The sequence below is a fragment of the Stenotrophomonas sp. CASM106 genome, from assembly GCF_049384825.1.
In the GTDB taxonomy this organism is placed as follows: Bacteria; Pseudomonadota; Gammaproteobacteria; order Xanthomonadales; family Xanthomonadaceae; genus Stenotrophomonas; species Stenotrophomonas muris.
The window spans coordinates 167882-186387 of sequence record NZ_JBMRFS010000007.1; the positions used below are offsets into that span (position 1 = coordinate 167882).

13 protein-coding genes are annotated in these 18506 nt (G+C 67.1%); 8 read left to right on the forward strand and 5 right to left on the reverse strand.

What is annotated here, in order from left to right:
• The first annotated feature begins 2 nt into the window (after window positions 1–2).
• Window positions 3–1187: a class I SAM-dependent methyltransferase gene (locus VG556_RS17085; protein ID WP_100450620.1), complete on the forward strand. Its 1185-nt coding sequence runs from the start codon at window positions 3–5 to the stop codon at window positions 1185–1187.
• Window positions 1184–1576: a hypothetical protein gene (locus VG556_RS17090; protein WP_100450619.1), complete on the forward strand. Its 393-nt coding sequence runs from the start codon at window positions 1184–1186 to the stop codon at window positions 1574–1576. Before VG556_RS17085 ends, VG556_RS17090 begins: the two co-directional genes overlap by 4 nt.
• A gap of 117 nt (window positions 1577–1693) precedes the next feature.
• On the opposite strand, the gene VG556_RS17095 is transcribed toward VG556_RS17090, so the two are convergent.
• From VG556_RS17095 to VG556_RS17105, 3 genes are all read right to left on the reverse strand, one after another.
• Window positions 1694–4051, reverse strand: a complete 2358-nt coding sequence (locus VG556_RS17095; protein ID WP_100450618.1) for a beta-N-acetylhexosaminidase — start codon at window positions 4049–4051, stop codon at window positions 1694–1696.
• A 111-nt stretch (window positions 4052–4162) separates the two neighbouring features.
• Window positions 4163–6826, reverse strand: a complete 2664-nt coding sequence (locus VG556_RS17100) for a TonB-dependent receptor (RefSeq protein WP_075076091.1) — start codon at window positions 6824–6826, stop codon at window positions 4163–4165.
• Window positions 6827–6969: 143 nt separating this feature from the next.
• The gene (locus VG556_RS17105) at window positions 6970–7989 is read right to left on the reverse strand and encodes a glucokinase family protein (protein WP_100450617.1); all 1020 of its coding nucleotides are present in this window, start codon (window positions 7987–7989) and stop codon (window positions 6970–6972) included.
• A 375-nt stretch (window positions 7990–8364) separates the two neighbouring features.
• On the opposite strand from VG556_RS17105, the gene VG556_RS17110 reads away from it, so the two are divergent.
• The 6 genes from VG556_RS17110 to VG556_RS17135 all read left to right on the forward strand — a co-directional run bounded on the left by VG556_RS17110 (window position 8365) and on the right by VG556_RS17135 (window position 17298).
• Window positions 8365–9657, forward strand: coding sequence for a sugar MFS transporter (locus VG556_RS17110; protein WP_032957346.1), 1293 nt, complete (start codon window positions 8365–8367; stop codon window positions 9655–9657).
• A 39-nt stretch (window positions 9658–9696) separates the two neighbouring features.
• The gene (locus VG556_RS17115; RefSeq protein WP_005411045.1) at window positions 9697–10764 is read left to right on the forward strand and encodes a LacI family DNA-binding transcriptional regulator; all 1068 of its coding nucleotides are present in this window, start codon (window positions 9697–9699) and stop codon (window positions 10762–10764) included.
• A 7-nt stretch (window positions 10765–10771) separates the two neighbouring features.
• Window positions 10772–11800 (forward strand): SIS domain-containing protein, encoded by a 1029-nt coding sequence (locus VG556_RS17120; RefSeq protein WP_100450616.1) that lies wholly within the window; start codon window positions 10772–10774, stop codon window positions 11798–11800.
• Complete coding sequence (gene nagA, locus VG556_RS17125) at window positions 11800–12948, forward strand: N-acetylglucosamine-6-phosphate deacetylase (protein WP_053495105.1); 1149 nt, start codon at window positions 11800–11802, stop codon at window positions 12946–12948. Before VG556_RS17120 ends, nagA begins: the two co-directional genes overlap by 1 nt.
• The gene (locus tag VG556_RS17130; RefSeq protein ID WP_100450615.1) at window positions 12948–14015 is read left to right on the forward strand and encodes an acyltransferase family protein; all 1068 of its coding nucleotides are present in this window, start codon (window positions 12948–12950) and stop codon (window positions 14013–14015) included. Before nagA ends, VG556_RS17130 begins: the two co-directional genes overlap by 1 nt.
• Before the next feature lie 256 nt (window positions 14016–14271).
• The gene (locus VG556_RS17135) at window positions 14272–17298 is read left to right on the forward strand and encodes an autotransporter outer membrane beta-barrel domain-containing protein (RefSeq protein ID WP_100450614.1); all 3027 of its coding nucleotides are present in this window, start codon (window positions 14272–14274) and stop codon (window positions 17296–17298) included.
• Here VG556_RS17135 and VG556_RS17140 read toward each other — a convergent pair.
• Complete coding sequence (locus VG556_RS17140) at window positions 17217–18017, reverse strand: hypothetical protein (RefSeq protein WP_146257730.1); 801 nt, start codon at window positions 18015–18017, stop codon at window positions 17217–17219. The two genes, VG556_RS17135 and VG556_RS17140, sit on opposite strands and share 82 nt — an antisense overlap.
• A gap of 31 nt (window positions 18018–18048) precedes the next feature.
• Window positions 18049–18483 carry a hypothetical protein gene (locus VG556_RS17145; RefSeq protein ID WP_100450612.1) on the reverse strand — a complete coding sequence of 145 codons (435 nt, stop codon included), beginning with the start codon at window positions 18481–18483 and terminating at the stop codon, window positions 18049–18051.
• Between the last annotated feature and the right edge of the window lie 23 nt (window positions 18484–18506).

Genomic DNA, 18506 nt, shown 5'->3' on the forward strand with positions numbered 1-18506 from the left:
CCATGCAGCCCACCTTCCCCCTGCCCGAAGCCGATGCCTTGGCCCACAGCGACCAGCTGGCCGCTGCCCTGCGCGCCGAAATCCTTGCGCAGGGCGGGGCAATGCCGTTCTCCCGCTTCATGGAGCTGTGCCTGTACAGCCCCGGCTGGGGCTATTACAGCGCCGGCGCCAGCAAATTCGGCGGCAGTGGCGACTTCACCACCGCGCCCGAGCTCGGCAGCCTGTTCGCCGGGAGCGTGGCCAACGCGCTGGCGCCGGTGTTCGCCCAGCTGGGTACGCAGGCGCGGATGCTGGAACTGGGCGGTGGTACCGGCGCCTTCGCCGAAGCGGTGCTGCTGCGCCTGGCCGAACTGGACGCGCTGCCGTCGCGCTACGCCATCCTCGAACCCAGCGCCGACCTGCGCGAGCGCCAGCAGCAACGGCTGCAGCAGAACCTGCCGGCCGAGCTGGCCGCACGCGTGGACTGGGTCGATCGCCCGTTCGAAGAGGACTGGGAGGGCGTGGTGTTTGCCAACGAAGTGATCGACGCGCTGCCGACGCCGCGCTTCCTGATCCGGGATGGCGAGGTCTACGAGGAAACCGTGGAACTGGACGCCGAAGGCAACTTCATCCGTGGTGCGCAGCCGGCCGACATCCTGCTCAACGGTGCGGTGCGCCACATCGAGCGCTACCTGGAGCGCCCCTTCGCCGAGGGCTACCGTTCCGAGGTGCTGCCGCAGCTGCCGTACTGGTTGCAGGCGGTGGCGGGCGGCCTGCAGCGCGGTGCGATGCTGTTCATCGACTACGGTTACAACCGTGGCGAGTTCTACCAGCACGACCGCGATGAGGGCACCGTACGCGCGTTCTACCGCCACCACGTGCACAACGACGTGCACCGCTGGCCGGGGCTGCAGGACATCACCGCGTCGGTGGATTTCACCGCGATGGCCGAGGCCGGCATGCACGGCGGTTTCGAGCTGGCGGGCTACTGCAGCCAGGCCAGCTTCCTGCTCGGCAACGGCCTGGACCAGGTGCTGTCGCTGGCCGAGGAGCGCACTGATGAGGTCGGCCGCATCCAGCTGCGCGACCAGGTGAAGAAGCTGACCCTGCCGACCGAGATGGGGGAGCGCTTCCAGGCGATCGGCCTGCAGCGCGGCGTCGACTTCGAGCCCGCCTTCGAGCTGGGTGACCTGAGCTGGCGCCTGTGAACGATGCGCTGCCGCTGATCAAACCACTGCGGCGGCTGCGGCTGTGGACCGCACTGTGGTTCAGCGCGGTGTTGCTGGTGATCGTGGTCTGCCTGATCCCACCGCCACCGATTCCGTTGCCGGAAAACGGCGACAAGGGTGAGCACTTCCTCGCCTATTTCATCCTGGCTGGCAGCGCGGTACAGCTGTTCCGGCACGGACGTCCGCTGCTGTGTGTGGGCGTGGGCCTGGTGCTGATGGGGATCGGCATCGAGTTCGCGCAGGGCGCATTGACCGATGACCGCATGGCCGATCCGATGGACGCGCTGGCCAACACGATCGGCGTGCTGGCCGGCCTGGCTACGGCACTGACCCCGCTGCGCGATCTGCTGCTGCGCTGGCGCGGGTAAAGTTCCTGTAGAGCCGAGCCCATGCTCGGCTTCCTCCCAAAGGCAGCCGAGCATGGGCTCGGCTCTACAGTAGATCCACGCCATGCGTGGATCGATTGCGCCAGGACAGGCTTGGGGTCACTTCCCCAGCGTGACCTCATCCAGCACCCACATCGCCGGGCGCGTGTCGCCGGTGAAGTTGATGCACAGGTCACCGGTGCCCTGGGAGCCCTTCGGCAGCGTCGCACGCAGCGTCACGAAGCCATCGGCATCCGGCGTGGCCGGCAGCGGCACTTCGGCCAGCACCTTGCCGCTGCAGTCGCCGCGACGCACCAGCATCTCGCCATGCGCACGCTTGGCCTTCTCGAAGCGACGCTTGGGCTCGTCGTGGGCCAGCTGGAAGTAGTACGGAATACGCCCCGCGCGGACTTCCACGCTGCCGATGCCGTCCAGCTGTGCCTGTGGCCAGCGCCAGCATGGCTGGAAGATGTCCACGTTGAACACTGCGCGGTTTCCCTCGCGCGGGCCATCGTCTTCCAGGCGCAGCACCAGCCCCTTCTTGCCTACGCAGCTGAGCAGTTCGTCACTGCGGCGGCTGAGCAGCGATTGCGCACTGAAGTCCGCGACCGTCGGCTTCGCCGCCAGCATCTGGCCCTGGTAGAACGCGGCGGCCTGCACCGTGGTCGGCAGCGTACTGGTCAGCGGCTGCTGGTACAGCGGCGACTGCGCCGTCACCGGCTGGCCATCGGTGCTGTAGCGCACCTCATAGCCCAGCGGGTTGGCCAGCGACACGGTCACCGTGTTGGCGGCGCGGTTGTCGGTGTAGTCCACGCCCACTTCGAACGGGGTCTGCGCGTAGGCCAGGCCCCAGGCGCGGTAGCGTTGCAGCTGCGCGGGCAGGCGCGCGAGGAAATCGCGGAAGTCGCGATGTTCCGGCGTGCTCCAGCCGGTCTCGGCCACCGCGGCCAGGCGCGGGAACAGGTTGTGCTGCAGGCGCGCATAGGTGCGCGTGTGTTCGGTGAACATGTTGGCCTGCAGGCCGAGGATGTGCCCGCGCTTGTCAGCGGCCAGCTCGGCCGGCACGGGCTCGAAGTTGTACAGCTTGCCGAGGTTGACCTGGGCCGGGCGGCCCGGCGGTTCGTTCGGCGAGGCCGTCTGCAGGTAATCCAGATAGAGGTAGCCCACGGGCGACATGACCACGTCATGGCCAGCACTGGCCGCGGCCAGGCCACCTTCGGTGCCCTGCCAGGACATCACCGTGGCCTGCGGCGGCAGCCCGCCTTCAAGGATTTCATCCCAGCCGATCAGGCGCCGGTCGTGCTCCTCCAGGAAGGTCTCCAGGCGCTTGATGATGTGGCTCTGCATGGCCATTTCATCCTTGATGCCCAGCGCACGCATGCGCTGCTGCACCTGCCTGGAGGCTTCCCACTGGTCCTTGACCGCCTCGTCGCCGCCGACGTGCACGTACTTGGCCGGGAACAGTTCGATCACTTCCTCCAGTACGTTCTCGAGGAAGGTGACAGTACTGTCTTCCACGTTGAACAGGTTCGGGAACACGCCCCATTCGCTGATCGGCTTCAGCGGGGTATTGATCGAACCCAGTTCCGGGTATGCGGCAATCGCTGCGGTCGCGTGCCCCGGCACATCGATTTCCGGAATCACCTGGATATGCAGCTTCGCGGCATAGGCAATCACTTCGCGGATCTGGTCCTGCGTGTAGAAGCCGCAATACGGATGCTCCTTGCCAGTGACCGGATCGATGCCACCGTCGCCGGCCGGCAGGCGGCAGCTGCCCACTCCGGTCAGCTTCGGATAGCGCTTGATCTCCATGCGCCAACCCTGGTCATCGGTCAGGTGCCAATGGAAGGTGTTGAGCTTGTGCGCGGCCATTGCGTCGAGCACGCGCTTGATCTCGTCCAGGCTCTGGAAATGCCGCGCCGAGTCGAGCATGAAACCGCGCCAGCTGAAGCGTGGAGCGTCCTGGATCTGCACCGCTGGCAGCACGCCGTTGCTGCCGCCGGTGGCGAGCTGGGCGAGGGTGGTTGCGCCATAGAACAGGCCGGTTTCGTTACCGGCCTGTACCACTACGCCCTGTGCGGTGCTTTCCAGCGTGTAGCCCTCGCCGCTGTCGCGGAAGGTGGGCACGATCTGGAAGCGGATGCCACCGGTCCTGGCCGCCGTCTTGCCCTTGGCCAGCCCCAGGCGCGGGCCGCCACTGCGCGCCAGCAGGTCGGCGAACTGGCTGGCGACGCGCTGTGCGGCCTCGCCTTCGGCCTGCAGCACGGTATCGGCGCGCACGGTGATGCCGCTGCCCTGGCCAGGCTGCACATTGCTGGGGGCGGGAATCAGCATCAGACTGCCGGCACGCAGCTGCGGGCCGGGTGCCTCAGCGGCCGGCATGGGGTCGGCGGCAAGTGCCGGCAGTGCCGGCAACAGGGCGAGCAGGCTGCCCAGCAGCACTGCGCTGCGCATCCGGGCGCGGGAAGGCTTGACCATCGGTACGACTCCTTGGAACGGTGCGATGAACGCTATACATGAAAAACGCCGGGCCCGGAATGACCCAGGCCCGGCGTGCGTGCACGACTCGGCGATGTTGCCGCCGCTGGATCAGTACTTGAAGCGGAAGTTGAGGTAGTACTGGCGACCGTTGCTGTAGAACGAGGTCGGGATGGCCGCAGTCTGGTAGTACTTGTAGGTCGGGTTGTTGAGGTTCAGGCCATCCAGGGTGATGCTCAGCCAGTCGGTGGCCTTGTAGCTCAGCGACGCCGACAGCGTGCCGAAGTCATCCTGGTAGTACGGATTGGTGCCCGACAGGCTGATCAGGAACGAGGAACGGCGGGTATAGCTGACGCGGGCGCCAAAGCGCTCGTTCTCGAAGTAGGCACCCACGTTGTAGGTGTTCTTCGAGGTGCCCAGCAGGTTGTGCGAGCCGTCCGACCAGGTGTGCGAGGTGGTGCCGTTGGCGTAGGTGTAATTGGCATTGACGCCGAAGTACTCGCCGATCGGCTGTTCGTAGGCCACTTCCACGCCGGTGACCTTGCCGTCGGCATTGATCGGGGTGGAGATCTGGTAGGTCTCAAGCTGGTTGGTCAGTTCGCTGTACAGCTGGCGCGAGACCACGTCGAAGGCGATGTAGTCCTTCAGGTCCATGTGGTACGCGCCCACCGACAGCAGGCCGCGCGGCATGAAGTACCACTCCAGGTTGGCGTCCAGGTTGGTCGACAGGGTCGGCTTGAGGTTCGGATTGCCACCGCCGCCGGTGCGGTTCAGGTCCGAACCGTACGAGGAGGCACCCAGTGCCGAGTAGTCCGGCAGGGTCTGGGTCTGCGAGGCGGCGACGCGCAGCACCAGCGAGTCGTCCAGGTCGAACTTGATGTTGGCGCTGGGCAATACGCGGTTGCGCTTGTTCTGGAAGGCCAGGCGCTCCCACATGCCGAACAGGCTGCTGACATCGGCATCGGCGGCCTTGCTGACGGCGTTGTAGGTGTCGATGTCCTGCTTGATGTTGACGTAGCGCAGGCCGACGTTGCCGCTCCACCAGTCGCCGCGGAAGTTGGCTTGCACGTAGCCGGCGAAGTTCTTTTCCTTCACCTTCCACTCGGCGCCATAGTTGTGGCGACCGGTCGGGCCATCATTGCCGGCCAGCCAGGTGGAGTTGTTGGTCACCGCGTCCTTCAGCGCGCCCGGGGTGAAGTACCAGAGGTTGCGCGGGAAGGTGCCGCCGATGTCACCGGCAAAGCCGCTGGGATAGTTGGCCGTCGCACCGTTCTTCAGCGCGCTCCAGATGTCACCCGGGGTTGCACCTTCCGGCGACAGCGCTTCGCGCTTGTGGTCGGCGAAACGCAGGCCGAAGTCGATCGAGCTCAGCACGCCGCCATCGTTGAAGTACTGGTTGAAATCGAGCGTGGCCCACTTCTCCTTGTCTTCAGCGGTGACCTGCTGGTTGCCCCAGGTGCCGAAGCTGGTCACGCCGTTGGGCGAGATGTCGCCGCCGACGTTCCAGTCGATCGGCGAGCCATTGCCGTGGGTAGCCCAGCTGGCGCCGCCGCCGTTGGCCAGGGTGACCTCGGCGATGTACTGGCGCGGCGTCTCGCCGGTACCCTTGGTGCTGCCGGCCTGGAACTTGGCGGTCAGGCTGTCGCTGATCTGCCAGTCGGCATCGAAGGTGACATAGCTCGACTTGGCCTTCGACTCGCGGTAGATCATGTCGTACACCGCATAGTCGGTGCCGGGCACGCCCTTGTAGTTGGCGTTGGTCAGCACGCCGTCCTTGACCACATAGCCCGGATCCGGCGCCTGCGACTTGGCGAAGCTGTTGCCGAACATCATGAAGTTGCGGTTGTAGTTGTTCGCCTTCAGCTCGGAGCTGAAACCATTGAGGCCGAGGGTGAGGCTGTCGCTCGGCTTGAACTGCAGCGAGACCAGGCCGCCCTTGCGCTCGCGGGTCTGTTCGAACAGGGTCGAACCCAGCAGGCCCGGAACGTTGACGCCGATCAGGTCCGGATTGGTCTTGGCGACCGGATCGTTTGCGCCGATCTTGAAGAAGCCACCCGGGATTTCCTGCGCTTCACGGCGCAGTTCGCGCTTCTGGCTGAAGCCCTGCACCATCACGCCGAAGGTGCCTTCGTCGTTCTTGTAGTTGAACAGCGCCGAATATTGCGGGTCGTTCGACTTGGCCTGGTCCGAGCGCACCAGGCCGATCGAGCCTTCCGCGGTGAACGGCTTGGAGAATTCCAGTGGCTTGCGGGTGATGATGTTGACGGTACCGGTGGTGCCGCCGTCCTGCAGCTTGGCCTGCGAGGACTTGTTCACTTCCACCGAGCTGACCAGTTCGGACGGCAGCAGCGAGTAGCTGACGCTGCGGCCGACGTTGTTGCCCTGGCTGAGCACGAACCAGTCGGCCGAACCGACGGTGTGGCCGTTGATCAGGGTCTGGGTCAGGCTCGGGCTGGTGCCGCGCAGGCTGACACGGTCGGCTTCGTCGAAACCGCCTTCATCGGCGCTGGACGAGCTGATGTTGACGCCCGGCAGGCGCTGCAGGGTGTCGGCGACGTTGTGCGCCGGCAGCTTGCCCACGTCCTCGGCGGTGACCACTTCCACGCGCGCATTGGCTTCGCGCTTGGTGTCCAGCGATTTTTCCATCGAGCCACGGATGCCGGTAACGGTCACGGTGTCCAGGTCGGTGGCGGTCGGGGCAGCCTGCTGCGCGTGCGCACTGAAGGCGATGCAGCTGACGATGGCGGCCGAAAGCAGGGTCTTGCGGGTATTCATGATGTCTCTCCTCATCACTCGATTGGATGCCGGCGGCGGTGTTCGATAACGGTTGCGATGACATGCGCGGGGCGGCGGCGAAGTCCCGTGCGTTGGCGTGCCACGTACTGCGTGCTGCGATTGCGTTGAAGCCTGTTGCGGTGTCAGGCGGCCGACTGCTGCTGCAGGTACCAGCTGGCAGCGCCGACCACGCCCAGCTGGCCGTGTTCGACGACCTTCACCGGGATGCGTGCCAGTGCTTCGCCCATCGGCCCCTTCTGCAGGTAGCGTTCGACGAAGGTGCTGGCGTGCAGGTATTCGCGGATCTGCGGCAGGATGCCGCCGGCCAGGTAGACGCCACCGTGGGCACCATAGAACAGGGCCATGTCGCCGATGGTGCTGCCGAGCAGGCCGCAGAACACGTCCAGCGCCTGGCGCGCGTGTGCATCGGTATCGGCCATGGCGGCGGCGGTGACCGCATCGGGGCTGGCCAGCGTCGGTGCCTGCCCCTGCAGCGCGCACACCGCGCGGTACAGGTTCATCAGGCCCGGGCCGGAGATCGCATGCTCGATCGACACGTGCGCGCGGTCGCGCTGCATGTGGCGGACGATGGCCATTTCCAGTTCGGTGCTTGCGGCCAGGGTCGGCTGGCCGGCTTCCGTCGGCAGCACCACCGGGCCGTGCGCAGTGGGGATCCACAGCGCGGCGCCGAGGCCGGTGCCGGGACCGACCACCAGGGTCGGGCCACGCGCAGCGGTGTCCGGCCCGCACAGGTGCAGCACGCCACTGGCGTCCACCTGCGCGGCGGCATAGGCCACCGCTTCGAAGTCATTGACGATGTAGACCCGCTGCAGGCCGACATCGGCCTCCACCTGGCGTGCCGACAGCGGCCACGGCAGGTTGGCGGTGATCACCGTGCCGTCCTCGCGGGCGTAGCCGGCGCTGGCGACCACACAATGCGTGGGCCGCGGGCCTTCGCCGAGGAAGTCAGACAGGATCGCGCTGAGGCCGGCATGGTCGGCGTTGCGGTACTTGCGGTATTCCAGCACCTGCACCGGATGGGCGGTGTCACCGCTGGCCTGGACCCGGGCCACGCGCACATGGGTGCCACCGACGTCCGCGGCCAGGAACGAGGGCGCGACGCGGGACAGGACATGCGACGGGGCGGGGTGGCTGGCGGTCACGCGGGCTCCTGCTGCAGGTGGGGCTGGCCCCGGGATCGGGGGCAGCGATTGGGGCGGAGTCTGTAACCGCGCTGACAACGATGTCAACGAGTTCGTGACACTTTCGTTGCTGCGCCGCAACGAATGCGACAGGCAGTAAACGTTTACATGGCGTGAGTGCGGGTTTCACGTGGGAACCGTTGCTGCATGGGGCTCTAGGCCTGGCGCGCATTCAGCGCGGAGCACCGCGATCGACTTGCGCAGTGCAGCACGAGGTTGAAGGGGCGTGCATGGAAGTTGACAAACCGCCGTTGTCCACCGAAAGAATGTGACAACGTTGTTCCCAGCCACTCTCCGACGCCGCGTTCTGCGGCCGTCGCCGCAGGAGCCCTCCTGATGTCCGCCGTCCCCGCTGCAAGCGCGCGCCCGAACGTGGCCACCTCCATCGCCATCGTCGGCGTGCTGTTCTTCCTGATCGGCTTCTTCACCTGGCTCAACGGCCCGTTGATCACCTTCGTCAAGCTGGCCTTCGAACTCAGCGAGGTCGGCGCCTTCCTGGTTCTGATGGTGTTCTACCTGTCCTACTTCTTCCTGGCCCTGCCGGCGTCGTGGATCCTGCGCCGCACCGGCATGAAGAAGGGCCTGAGCCTGAGCCTGCTGGTGATGGCCGGTGGTGCCGCCCTGTTCGGCGAATTCGCCACCCAGCGCTGGTACCCGGGTGCGCTCGGCGGCCTGTTCGTGATCGGCAGCGGCCTGGCCCTGCTGCAGACGGCCATCAACCCGTACATCTCGATCCTTGGGCCGATTGAAACTGCGGCACGCCGCATCGCGCTGATGGGCATCTGCAACAAGATCGCCGGCATGCTGGCGCCGGTGCTGATCGGCACCCTGGTGCTGCATGGCATCGGCGACCTGGACAAGCAGGTGCAGGCCGCCGACGCGGTCACCAAGGTCGCGCTGCTCAACGAATTCGCCGCCAAGATCCATGCGCCGTACCTGGCGATGGCCGCGCTGCTGGTGGTGCTGGCGGTGGCCGTGCTGTTCTCGCCTCTGCCGGAGATCAAGTCCTCCGAAGCCAATGCAACGCCGTCAGGTGCACCAGGAACCGCCGAGCGCCGCAGCATCTTCCAGTTCCCGCATCTGTGGCTGGGCGTGCTGTGCCTGTTCGTGTACGTAGGCGTGGAGGTCATGGCTGGTGATGCGATCGGCACCTACGGCCACGGTTTCGGCTTGCCGCTGGACCAGACCAAGATGTTCACCTCGCTGACGCTGGGTGCGATGTTGGCCGGCTACGTGGTCGGCCTGCTGGCGATCCCCGGCCTGGTCTCGCAGTCGCGCTACCTGACCATTTCGGCAGTGATGGGCGTGGTGTTCTGCCTGGGCGCCTGGGCTACGCACGGCTACGTCTCGGTGGGCTTCGTGGCGCTGCTGGGCTTTGCCAACGCCATGATGTGGCCGGCCATCTTCCCGCTGGCGATCCGCGGCCTGGGCCGCTTCACCGAGACCGGCTCGGCCCTGCTGGTGATGGGCATCGCCGGCGGCGCGATCATTCCGCAGCTGTTCGCCGTGCTCAAGCAGCACATCGACTTCCAGCTGGTGTTCGTGCTGCTGATGGTGCCGTGCTACCTGTACATCCTGTTCTATTCGGTGGTCGGCCACCGCGCCGGCCTGCCGCAGGACAAGGTCTGATCGGCGATGATGGACGGCAGCCAACCCCAGGGAAAACCGATGCGCAGAGCGACCATCAAGGACGTTGCGGAGAAGGCCAAGGTCTCGCTGAAGACGGTCTCGCGGGTGATCAACAACGAGCCCTCGGTGATGCAGGCCACCCGCGCGCGGGTGCTGCGTGCCATCGCCGAGCTGGACTACGAACCCGATCCGTCCGCGCGCAACCTGCGCAGCGGCACCACCTTCGTGATCGGGCTGGTCTACGACAACCCGAACCCGTACCACATCATCGGCGTGCAGAACGGCGTGCTCGCCGCCTGCCGCGAGACCGGGTTCGGCCTGCAGATCCATCCCTGCGATTCCAGTTCGCCGCTGCTGGCCGATGAACTGGCTGACTGGGTGCAGCGTTCGCGCCTGGCCGGGCTGGTGCTGACCGCACCGATGTCCGAGCGCCGCGACCTGATCCAGGCGCTGACCGCGCGTGGCATCAAGCTGGTGCGCATCATTGCGGCCACCGAAGATCCGGCCGACGGTGCCTGCGTGTTCGTCGACGACCGCGAGGCCGCCTACGAGATCACCGAACACCTGATCCAGCTGGGGCACCAGCGCATCGGCTTCCTCTGGGGCGGCAGCTCGCACCGCTCCTCGGGCGAACGCTATGCCGGTTATGAGGCCGCGTTGAAGGACTACGGCATGACCGTGGACAAGCACCTGGTGGTGCAGGGCGACTACACCTTCGACGACGGTTTCCGTGGCGCGCGCCGCCTGCTGGCGCTGCGCGAACCGCCTACCGCCATCTTCGGTTCCAACGACGAAATCGCTGCCGGCGTGCTGGCCGCCGCCAAGTCGGCCGGCATGAACGTGCCCTACGACCTGTCCATTGCCGGTTTCGAGGACAGCCCGTTCTCGCGCCAGTCGTGGCCGCCGCTGACCACCGCCAAGCAGGCCACCGAAGACATCGCCCGCCATGCCGCGCGCCTGCTGATCGCGCAGCTGCGCAGCGACGCCTACGACGATGCGCCGGCACCGCTGCACAACCAGGGCTTCGTGCCGCAGCTGGTGGTGCGCGGTTCGACCGCGCCGATGCGCCCGGCCGGCGCACGCCCCCTTCCTTCCGATCCTGCCTGAGCCTGCCATGTCGCTGTCAGACCCCACCGCTACCCTGATGTTCGCCGAGGCCGCTGAAGCGGCCGACGTGGTTGCCCGCCAGTTCTCGCGAAACCACGCCACCCTGGAAACCCTGGCCGCCAGCCTGCGTGCCGCGCCGCCGCCGTTCGTGGTCACCTGTGCACGCGGCAGCTCAGACCACGCCGCCACCTATGGCAAGTACCTGCTGGAAACCCAGCTGGGGCTGGTGGTCGCGTCGGCCTCGCCATCAGTGGGCTCGGTCTACGCCGCACCATTGCAGCTGCGCGGCGCACTGTTCATCGTCATCTCGCAGTCGGGCAAGAGCCCGGACCTGCTGCGCAACGCCGAGGCGGCCAAGGCCGCCGGCGCGCGCGTGATCGCGCTGGTCAACGTCGAGGATTCACCGCTGGCGCAGTTGGCCGACACGGTCATCCCGCTGCATGCCGGCCCCGAGAAGAGCGTTGCAGCGACCAAGAGCTACCTGGCCTCGCTGGCCGCATTGCTGCAGCTGGCCGCGTACTGGAAGCAGGACAGCAGCCTGCGTGCGGCGCTGGACCTGCTGCCGGACGCGATGCGTGAAGCCTGGCAGTGCGACTGGAGCGCGGTGACCGAGGGCCTGGTCGAGGCCACCAACCTGTTCGTGCTCGGCCGCGGCCTGGGCCTGGGTGCGGCGCAGGAAGCGGCGCTGAAGTTCAAGGAAACCTGCAGCCTGCACGCCGAAGCCTACAGCTCGGCCGAGGTCAAGCACGGCCCGATGGCGCTGGTCGGCCGTGGCTTCCCGGTGCTGGCCTTCGCCCAGCCGGACGAGACCGGCGCCGGTACCCGTGCGGTGGTCGATGAATTCAACGCACGTGGTGCGCAGGTGTGGATGGCCGGTGCCGGCGGCAACCTGCCGGTGGCCGCCGCGCCGCATCCGCTGTGCGCACCGCTATTGACCGTGCAGAGCTTCTATCGCGCCATCAATGCGCTGGCGCTGCGCCGTGGCTTCAACCCGGACCTGCCGCCGCATCTGAACAAGGTTACGGAGACGGTGTGATGGCGACGGTGCTGCGCAATGCCCGCATCCTGGCCGGCGATGAGTTCCGCGACGACCTGGCGGTGGTGATCGAGGACGGTCGCATCAGCGCGCTGCTGCCCGATGCCGCGCCGCAGCTGGGCCACGCGGCCGAGCAGGTGGACCTGGGGGGCGGCTGGCTGCTGCCCGGCTTCATCGATGTGCAGGTCAATGGCGGCGGCGGCGCGCTGTTCAACAACACGCCGGACGTGGCGGCACTGCGCACCATCGCGCAGGCGCACCGCCGTTTCGGTACCACCGCGATGCTGCCGACGCTGATCAGCGATGACGTGGCGGTGATGCGCGAAGCCATCGGTGCAATGCGCGAGGCCATCACGCAGGGCGTGCCGGGCGTGATCGGCATCCATCTGGAGGGGCCGTACATCGCGCCGGCGCGCAAGGGCACGCACGATGCCAGCAAGTTCCGCGTGCCGGACGAAGCGGAGATTGCGCTGGCCGCATCGCTGGATAACGGCGTGACCCTGCTGACGCTGGCGCCGGAGCGCGTGCCGCTGGAGACCATCCGTGCGCTGGTCGAGCGTGGCGTGATCGTCGCTGCTGGGCACACTGCAGGCACCTACGAAGAGATCCGCGCCGGCCTGGATGCCGGCGTGCGCGGCTTCACCCATCTGTACAACGCGATGTCGCCGTTGCAGGGCCGCGAGCCCGGCGCGGTGGGCGCTGCGCTGGAAGACCGCGACAGCTGGATCGGCATCATCGTCGATGGCGTGCATGTGCACCCGGCCAGCCTTCGCGTGGCGTTGGCGGCCAAGCCGCGCGGTCGCCTGCTGCTGGTGACCGATGCGATGCCGCCGGTTGGAGCCGACGATCCCAGCTACGTGCTGTATGGCGAAACCATCACCGCCATCGATGGCGTGGTGCGCAATGCCGCCGGTTCGTTGGCCGGCTCGGCGCTGGACATGGCCACCGCCGTGCGCAATACCGTGCAGCTGCTCGGCCAACCGCTGGCCGAAGCGGCGCGCATGGCATCGACGTACCCGGCGCAGTTCCTCAATGTCGATGATCGCCTGGGCCACATCGCCGAGGGCTACCAGGCCGACCTGGTGCTGCTGGACGACGCCCTGCAGGTGCGTGGTACCTGGATTGCCGGACAGTACGAGGCCGCCTGATGAACAGTTCGCCGCCACGCCGGCTGGGCTCGATCGATGCCCTGCGCGGCATCACCGTGGCGGCGATGCTGCTGGTCAACAATCCGGGTGACTGGAGTGCGGTGTTTGCACCGCTGCGCCATTCGGAATGGCATGGCTGCACGCCCACCGACCTGGTGTTCCCGTTCTTCCTGTTCCTGGTGGGTGTGTCGATGGCCTTCAGCGTGGCACCGCGCGCGCTGGATGCCGCTGCACGCCCAGCATTGGCGCGCGGCGTGCTGGAGCGTGCACTGCGCATCCTGCTCGCCGGCGCGTTGCTACACCTGTTGATCTGGTGGGCGCTGCATACCCATCACTTCCGCATCTGGGGCGTGCTGCAGCGGATTGCGGTGTGCGCAGCGTTGGTGGGTGTTCTGGCGGTGTATGCGCGGCCGCGCGTGCAGGCTGGCGTGCTGGTCACGCTGCTGGTGGGCTACACCGTGCTGCTGATGGGCATCGGTGATCTGGCGCCATGGACCAACCCGGCCAGCCGCCTGGACACCACGCTGTTCGCACCGTGGATCTACCAGTGGCACGCCGATACCGGACTGGGCCATGACCCGGAAGGATTGCTGAGCACGCTGGGTGCGCTGGCCAGTACCGTGCTCGGCCTGATTGCCGGTGGCCTGCTGCGCAACGGTCGTGCGGCGGCATTGGCTGGCCTGGGTGTGGCAACCGCCGTGCTGGGGCTGCTGCTGGCCACGGTGCTGCCGTTGAACAAGCAGCTGTGGACGCCCAGCTATGTGCTGTGGACCGGCGGCCTGGCCGCGCTGGCGCTGTGGCTGGGCCATGTGTTGATCGACCAGAAGCGATGGCCGCCGCTGGGCCGCCGTTTCGGGGTCAACGCAATTACCGCCTATCTTGGCGCATCGGTGATGTCGGTGGCGCTGATGGCGACCGGCGCGTGGGGCTGGATCTGGCAGCAACTGGCCGCCGCGATGCCGCACGCGCTCGAGCTGGCGTCGATGCTGCAGGCGCTGGCGTTCGTCGCGCTGTGGTGGGGCGTGGCGTGGTGGCTGGACCGGCGGAAGATCTATCTGAAGATCTGACGGCTCCGGGTCGGATCCTTTCCGCAGGAAAGGGCTCTGACCCAACCCGGGAGGCCGCCTCATCCAGGCATGGGCATGACTCCGCAAAGGTGAACGATTTCAGGCACGTAGAGGTCAGGTGATGCCCGATCAAGTTCGCATCTGAACTGTGATGATCGGCACGCAAATTCACCTGTCGAAACGGTTCACCATGGCGCAGACTTCGCTCGCAGTACCGCATATCCGCAGTTCCTGATCCCCTGTCCAGGAGTGCTGTATGTCCCGTGCCGTCCCGCGCGCAGTGCGTATGCGCCGCCTCACTGTTTCCGTACTGCAGGCTTTGGCTGTTCCCTCCGTCATGCTGTTGACCGCCAGCGCCGCCTGGGCCGGCTGTGACAGCGTCGCCCCCGTCGCCGGACAGACGGTCACCTGCGATGCCAATGCGCCGAACCCGCAGACCGTTCCCGTCACCGCCAATGGCGCCGCCGGCATCACCGTCACTGTCGCCAGCACGGCGCAGCTGCAGCAAAGCGGTGGCAGCAGCGCGATTTCGCTTGTCGGGGCCGGTGGGCACCTGTTGTCCAACCTGGGCACGATCAGTTCGGTGGGCGGCGTGGCGGTGCAGCTCGGTGGCGGCAGCCGCGTCGAGAACTCGGGCAGCATCAGCACCGGCAACAACACCGCCCTGCAGTTCGTCGGCGCGGGCGACAGCGTGCTGGTCAACCGCGGAACGATCAGCGGGCGCACCGGCGTGCAGTTCGGTGCCGGCAATGATCGCCTGGACATGCAGGCTGGCAGCATCAGCGGCAGTGTGCTGCAGGGCGATGGCAATGATGCGCTGCTGCTGGACAACGGTACGATCGACAGCGTCGACCAGGGCAGTGGCGATGACCAGATGACCGTCACCGGCGGCACCGTCACCGGCGTGGTGGCGCAGGGCAGTGGCCGCGATGATTTCGTCATGAGTGGCGGCACGGTCGGCGCGCTGCAGCAGGGCGACAACATCGATACCTTCCGCATGAGCGGTGGCCGCATCATCGGTGCGTTCGAGGATGGTGACCAGGCGTGGATGACCGCTGGCCGCATCGGCCGGGTCAACATGAAGCTGGACAAGAACCTGTGGGACCAGTCCGGCGGCACCGTGGACGGCAACGTGGTGACCGGCTTCGACACCGACACCATCATCATCTCGGGTACGGCCTATATCGGCGGCAACATCAGCGTCAGCGGCGGCAACGACAGCGTGACCATCACCGACGGCACCGTGCGCGGGCAGGTACTGCTCAGTACCGGCAACGACACCTTCAACTGGAATGGCGGCGGCATCGTCTACGGCGCGATCGACATGGGGCCGGACAGCGACGTCGCCGACCTCGGCAACCTCAACCAGGGCAACCTGGGGGCGGTGCCGCTGTTCGACGGTGGCGGTGGCATCGACCAGCTCAACTTTCACAACGTCAAGACTGCCGGCGTGGGCCGCTTCCAGAACTGGGAGGCGATCAGCCTGGCTAACAGCACCGAGCTGACCTTTGATGGCGACCTGGTGCTGGGCGACAGCGGAACCGGCACCGGCACGCTCACCGTGGACGACACCAGCACCGTCTACGCGGGCAGTGGCGGCCATGCAGTCCGTCCGTTCAACAGTGGTGCACTGGTGGAGATGGTCAATGCCGGGCGCATCGACCTGACCGGCACCGGCGCAGGCGACGTGTTCACCGTGCGTGGCAACTACCGTGGTGACGGCGGTGGCCTGTACCTGCGTACCGTGCTGGGTGCGGACAATTCCAGCAGCGACCGCCTGGTGATCGATGGCGGAACCGCCACCGGTACCACCGGCATCGGCGTGCTCAATGCCGGCGGCAGCGGCGCCGCCACGCTGGCCGATGGCATCCTGGTGGTGCAGGCCTTGAATGGTGGCCGCACTGCGCCGGGCGCGTTCTCGCTGTTCGCACCGGTTGCAGCCGGTGCCTACGAGTACTTCCTGTTCAAGGGTGGTGTCAGCGCCGGCACCAGCGAGAACTGGTACCTGCGATCGACGCTGGTGACCGGACCAACGCCGGCACCCAACGGCGGCGGCACTGCCACGCCACCGCCCCTGACGCCGCCGGTCGCACCGCCGCCGGCGATCACCCCGGCACCGCCGCCGCCGCCTGAAGGCGCTACCGATCCGAACCTGACCGCCGGCGAGGCCGCGCCGCCACCGCCGCCACCGGAACCGGCGCCGGTGGCGCCGCCCAGCGACCCGGCGGTGCCGGACGTGCCGGTGGCCGGCGGTGCGTTGCCCGGTACCGGCACCCCACCAACGCCGGGTGCACGCCCGGCCGAAGGCGCGGTGGTGCCGCTGTACCGCGTGGAGACCGCCGCCTACGCCGTGGTGCCACCGCTGCTGCGCGAGACCTCGCTGGCCAGCCTCGGTACCTTCCACGAGCGGCAGGGCGAACAGCGCCTGCTGTACAACCAGGGCACAGTCCGCACCGCCTGGGGCCGGTTGGTGGGGCAGAGCAGCGAGATCCACTGGAAGGGTGATGCGCAGCCGGGCTTCGATGGCGATGTGATGGGCCTGCAGGCCGGTCTCGACGTGTGGGCTGCGGCGTCTGACAACCACCGCAACCAGATCGGCGTATTCGTTGGCCGCACCCGCGCGCAGGGCAAGACCACGGGTCTGGCACTGGGCTGGGAGAACGTGCAGATAGGCCAGAACCGCCTGGATGACAAGCACGTGGGCCTGTACTGGACCTTCACCGACAGCAGTGGGGGTTACATCGACGCCGTGGCGATGCAGAGCCGCTACGACGGCCGCGTGCGTTCCTCGCGTGGGCTCGGCTTCGGCCTGAGCGGCGACGGTACCAGCGTGTCGGTGGAGGCGGGCAAGCCGCTGCTGCACTTCGGGCAGTCCGCATGGTGGCTGGAACCGCAGGTGCAGGTGATCTGGCAGCGCACTTCGCTGGATGACCGTCGCGATGAAGTATCGAGCGTGCGCTTCGACAACGACAACGCGTGGACCGGCCGCATCGGCCTGCGCCTGGCGGGCGATTACCAGTTGGCCGACAACGGCTGGCAACCGTATTTCAAGCTCAATTACTGGCATGGCCGTTCTGGTGAAGACCGCATCCGTTTCGACGACGACGTGATCGTCAATTCGCAGCGCTCACGCGCGCTGGAAGCCGGCGTGGGTGTGGTCGGGCGCTTCAACCGAACGATCAGCGCCTATGCCGTGGCCGACTACACGCGCGAACTGGGCGGCGACCGCAACGAGAAGCGCCGCGTCATCGAAGGCAACATCGGCCTGCGTGCGGACTGGTAGCGCCTGGTGTAGATGGCTGACCCGCTCTGGCAGGTGCCGACCTTGGTCGGCACGAATCGCACCCGCGCCATGACGCTGCTCTGGTAGGTGCCGACCTTGGTCGGCGCGAATCCCACCGACGCCATGACGCCGCCCTGGCAGGTGCCGACCTTGGTCGGCACGAAGCCCACCGGCGCCATGACGCCGCTCTGGTAGGTGCCGACCTTGGTCGGCACGAATCCCACCGGCGCCATGACGTTGCTCAGGTAGGTGCCGACCTTGGTCGGCAAGAATCCCACCGGCGCCATGACACTGCTCTGGTAGGTGCCGACCTTGGTCGGCACGAATCCCACCGACGCCATGACGCCGCTCTGGTAGGTGCCGACCTTGGTCGGCACGAATCCCACCGGCGCCATGACACTGCTCTGGTAGGTGCCGACCTTGGTCGGCACGAATCCCACCGGTGCCATGACACTGCTCCGGTAGGTGCCGACCTTGGTCGGCACGAATCCCACCGGCGCCATGACGCCGCTCTGGTAGGTGCCGACCTTGGTCGGCACGAATCCCACCGGCGCCATGACACCGCTCTGGTAGGTGCCGACCTTGGTCGGCACGAATCCCACCGGCGCCATGACGCTGCTCTGGTAGGTGCCGACCTTGGTCGGCACGAATCCCACCGGCGCCATGACGTTGCTCTGGCAGGTGCCGACCTTGGTCGGCACGAATCCCACCGACGCCATGACCTCCGCGCAGCCGAGCATAGGCTCGGCTCTACAACAGCGGTGCGCATGCATCCGGTTCCACCAACGCCCCGGCATGATCGGCCAACACGACCACCGCATGTAGCAGCCCTTCCTCCACCTGCGGCGGACACTGCGCCTGCGCATCATCCATCTCGCGTGCCGACTGCGCCGCCAACAAGATGCCCCCACACGCAGACACTGCCGCCAGGCAGCGCGTTGCCTCGGCCAAGTCCCGGCCGCGCGCCTCGCTGAGTTGCTGCTCGCGCCACGCCTGGCCGTCGGCTGCGTGGTTGTGAGCGATGCCGCGCAACCGGGTGAAGAACGCCGATGGCGGCGCTTGTTCGTTGACTTCGGCGAGCGCACCTTCCAACGCTTCGGCTGCGGCGTTGGACAGCTGCAGGCCGGGCAGTGCACCGCCGAGCAGGGCCTGCAGGCGTGGATAGGTGGGGTGGGGCGTGTTCATGGCGGCAACCTCACGAGGCGAGG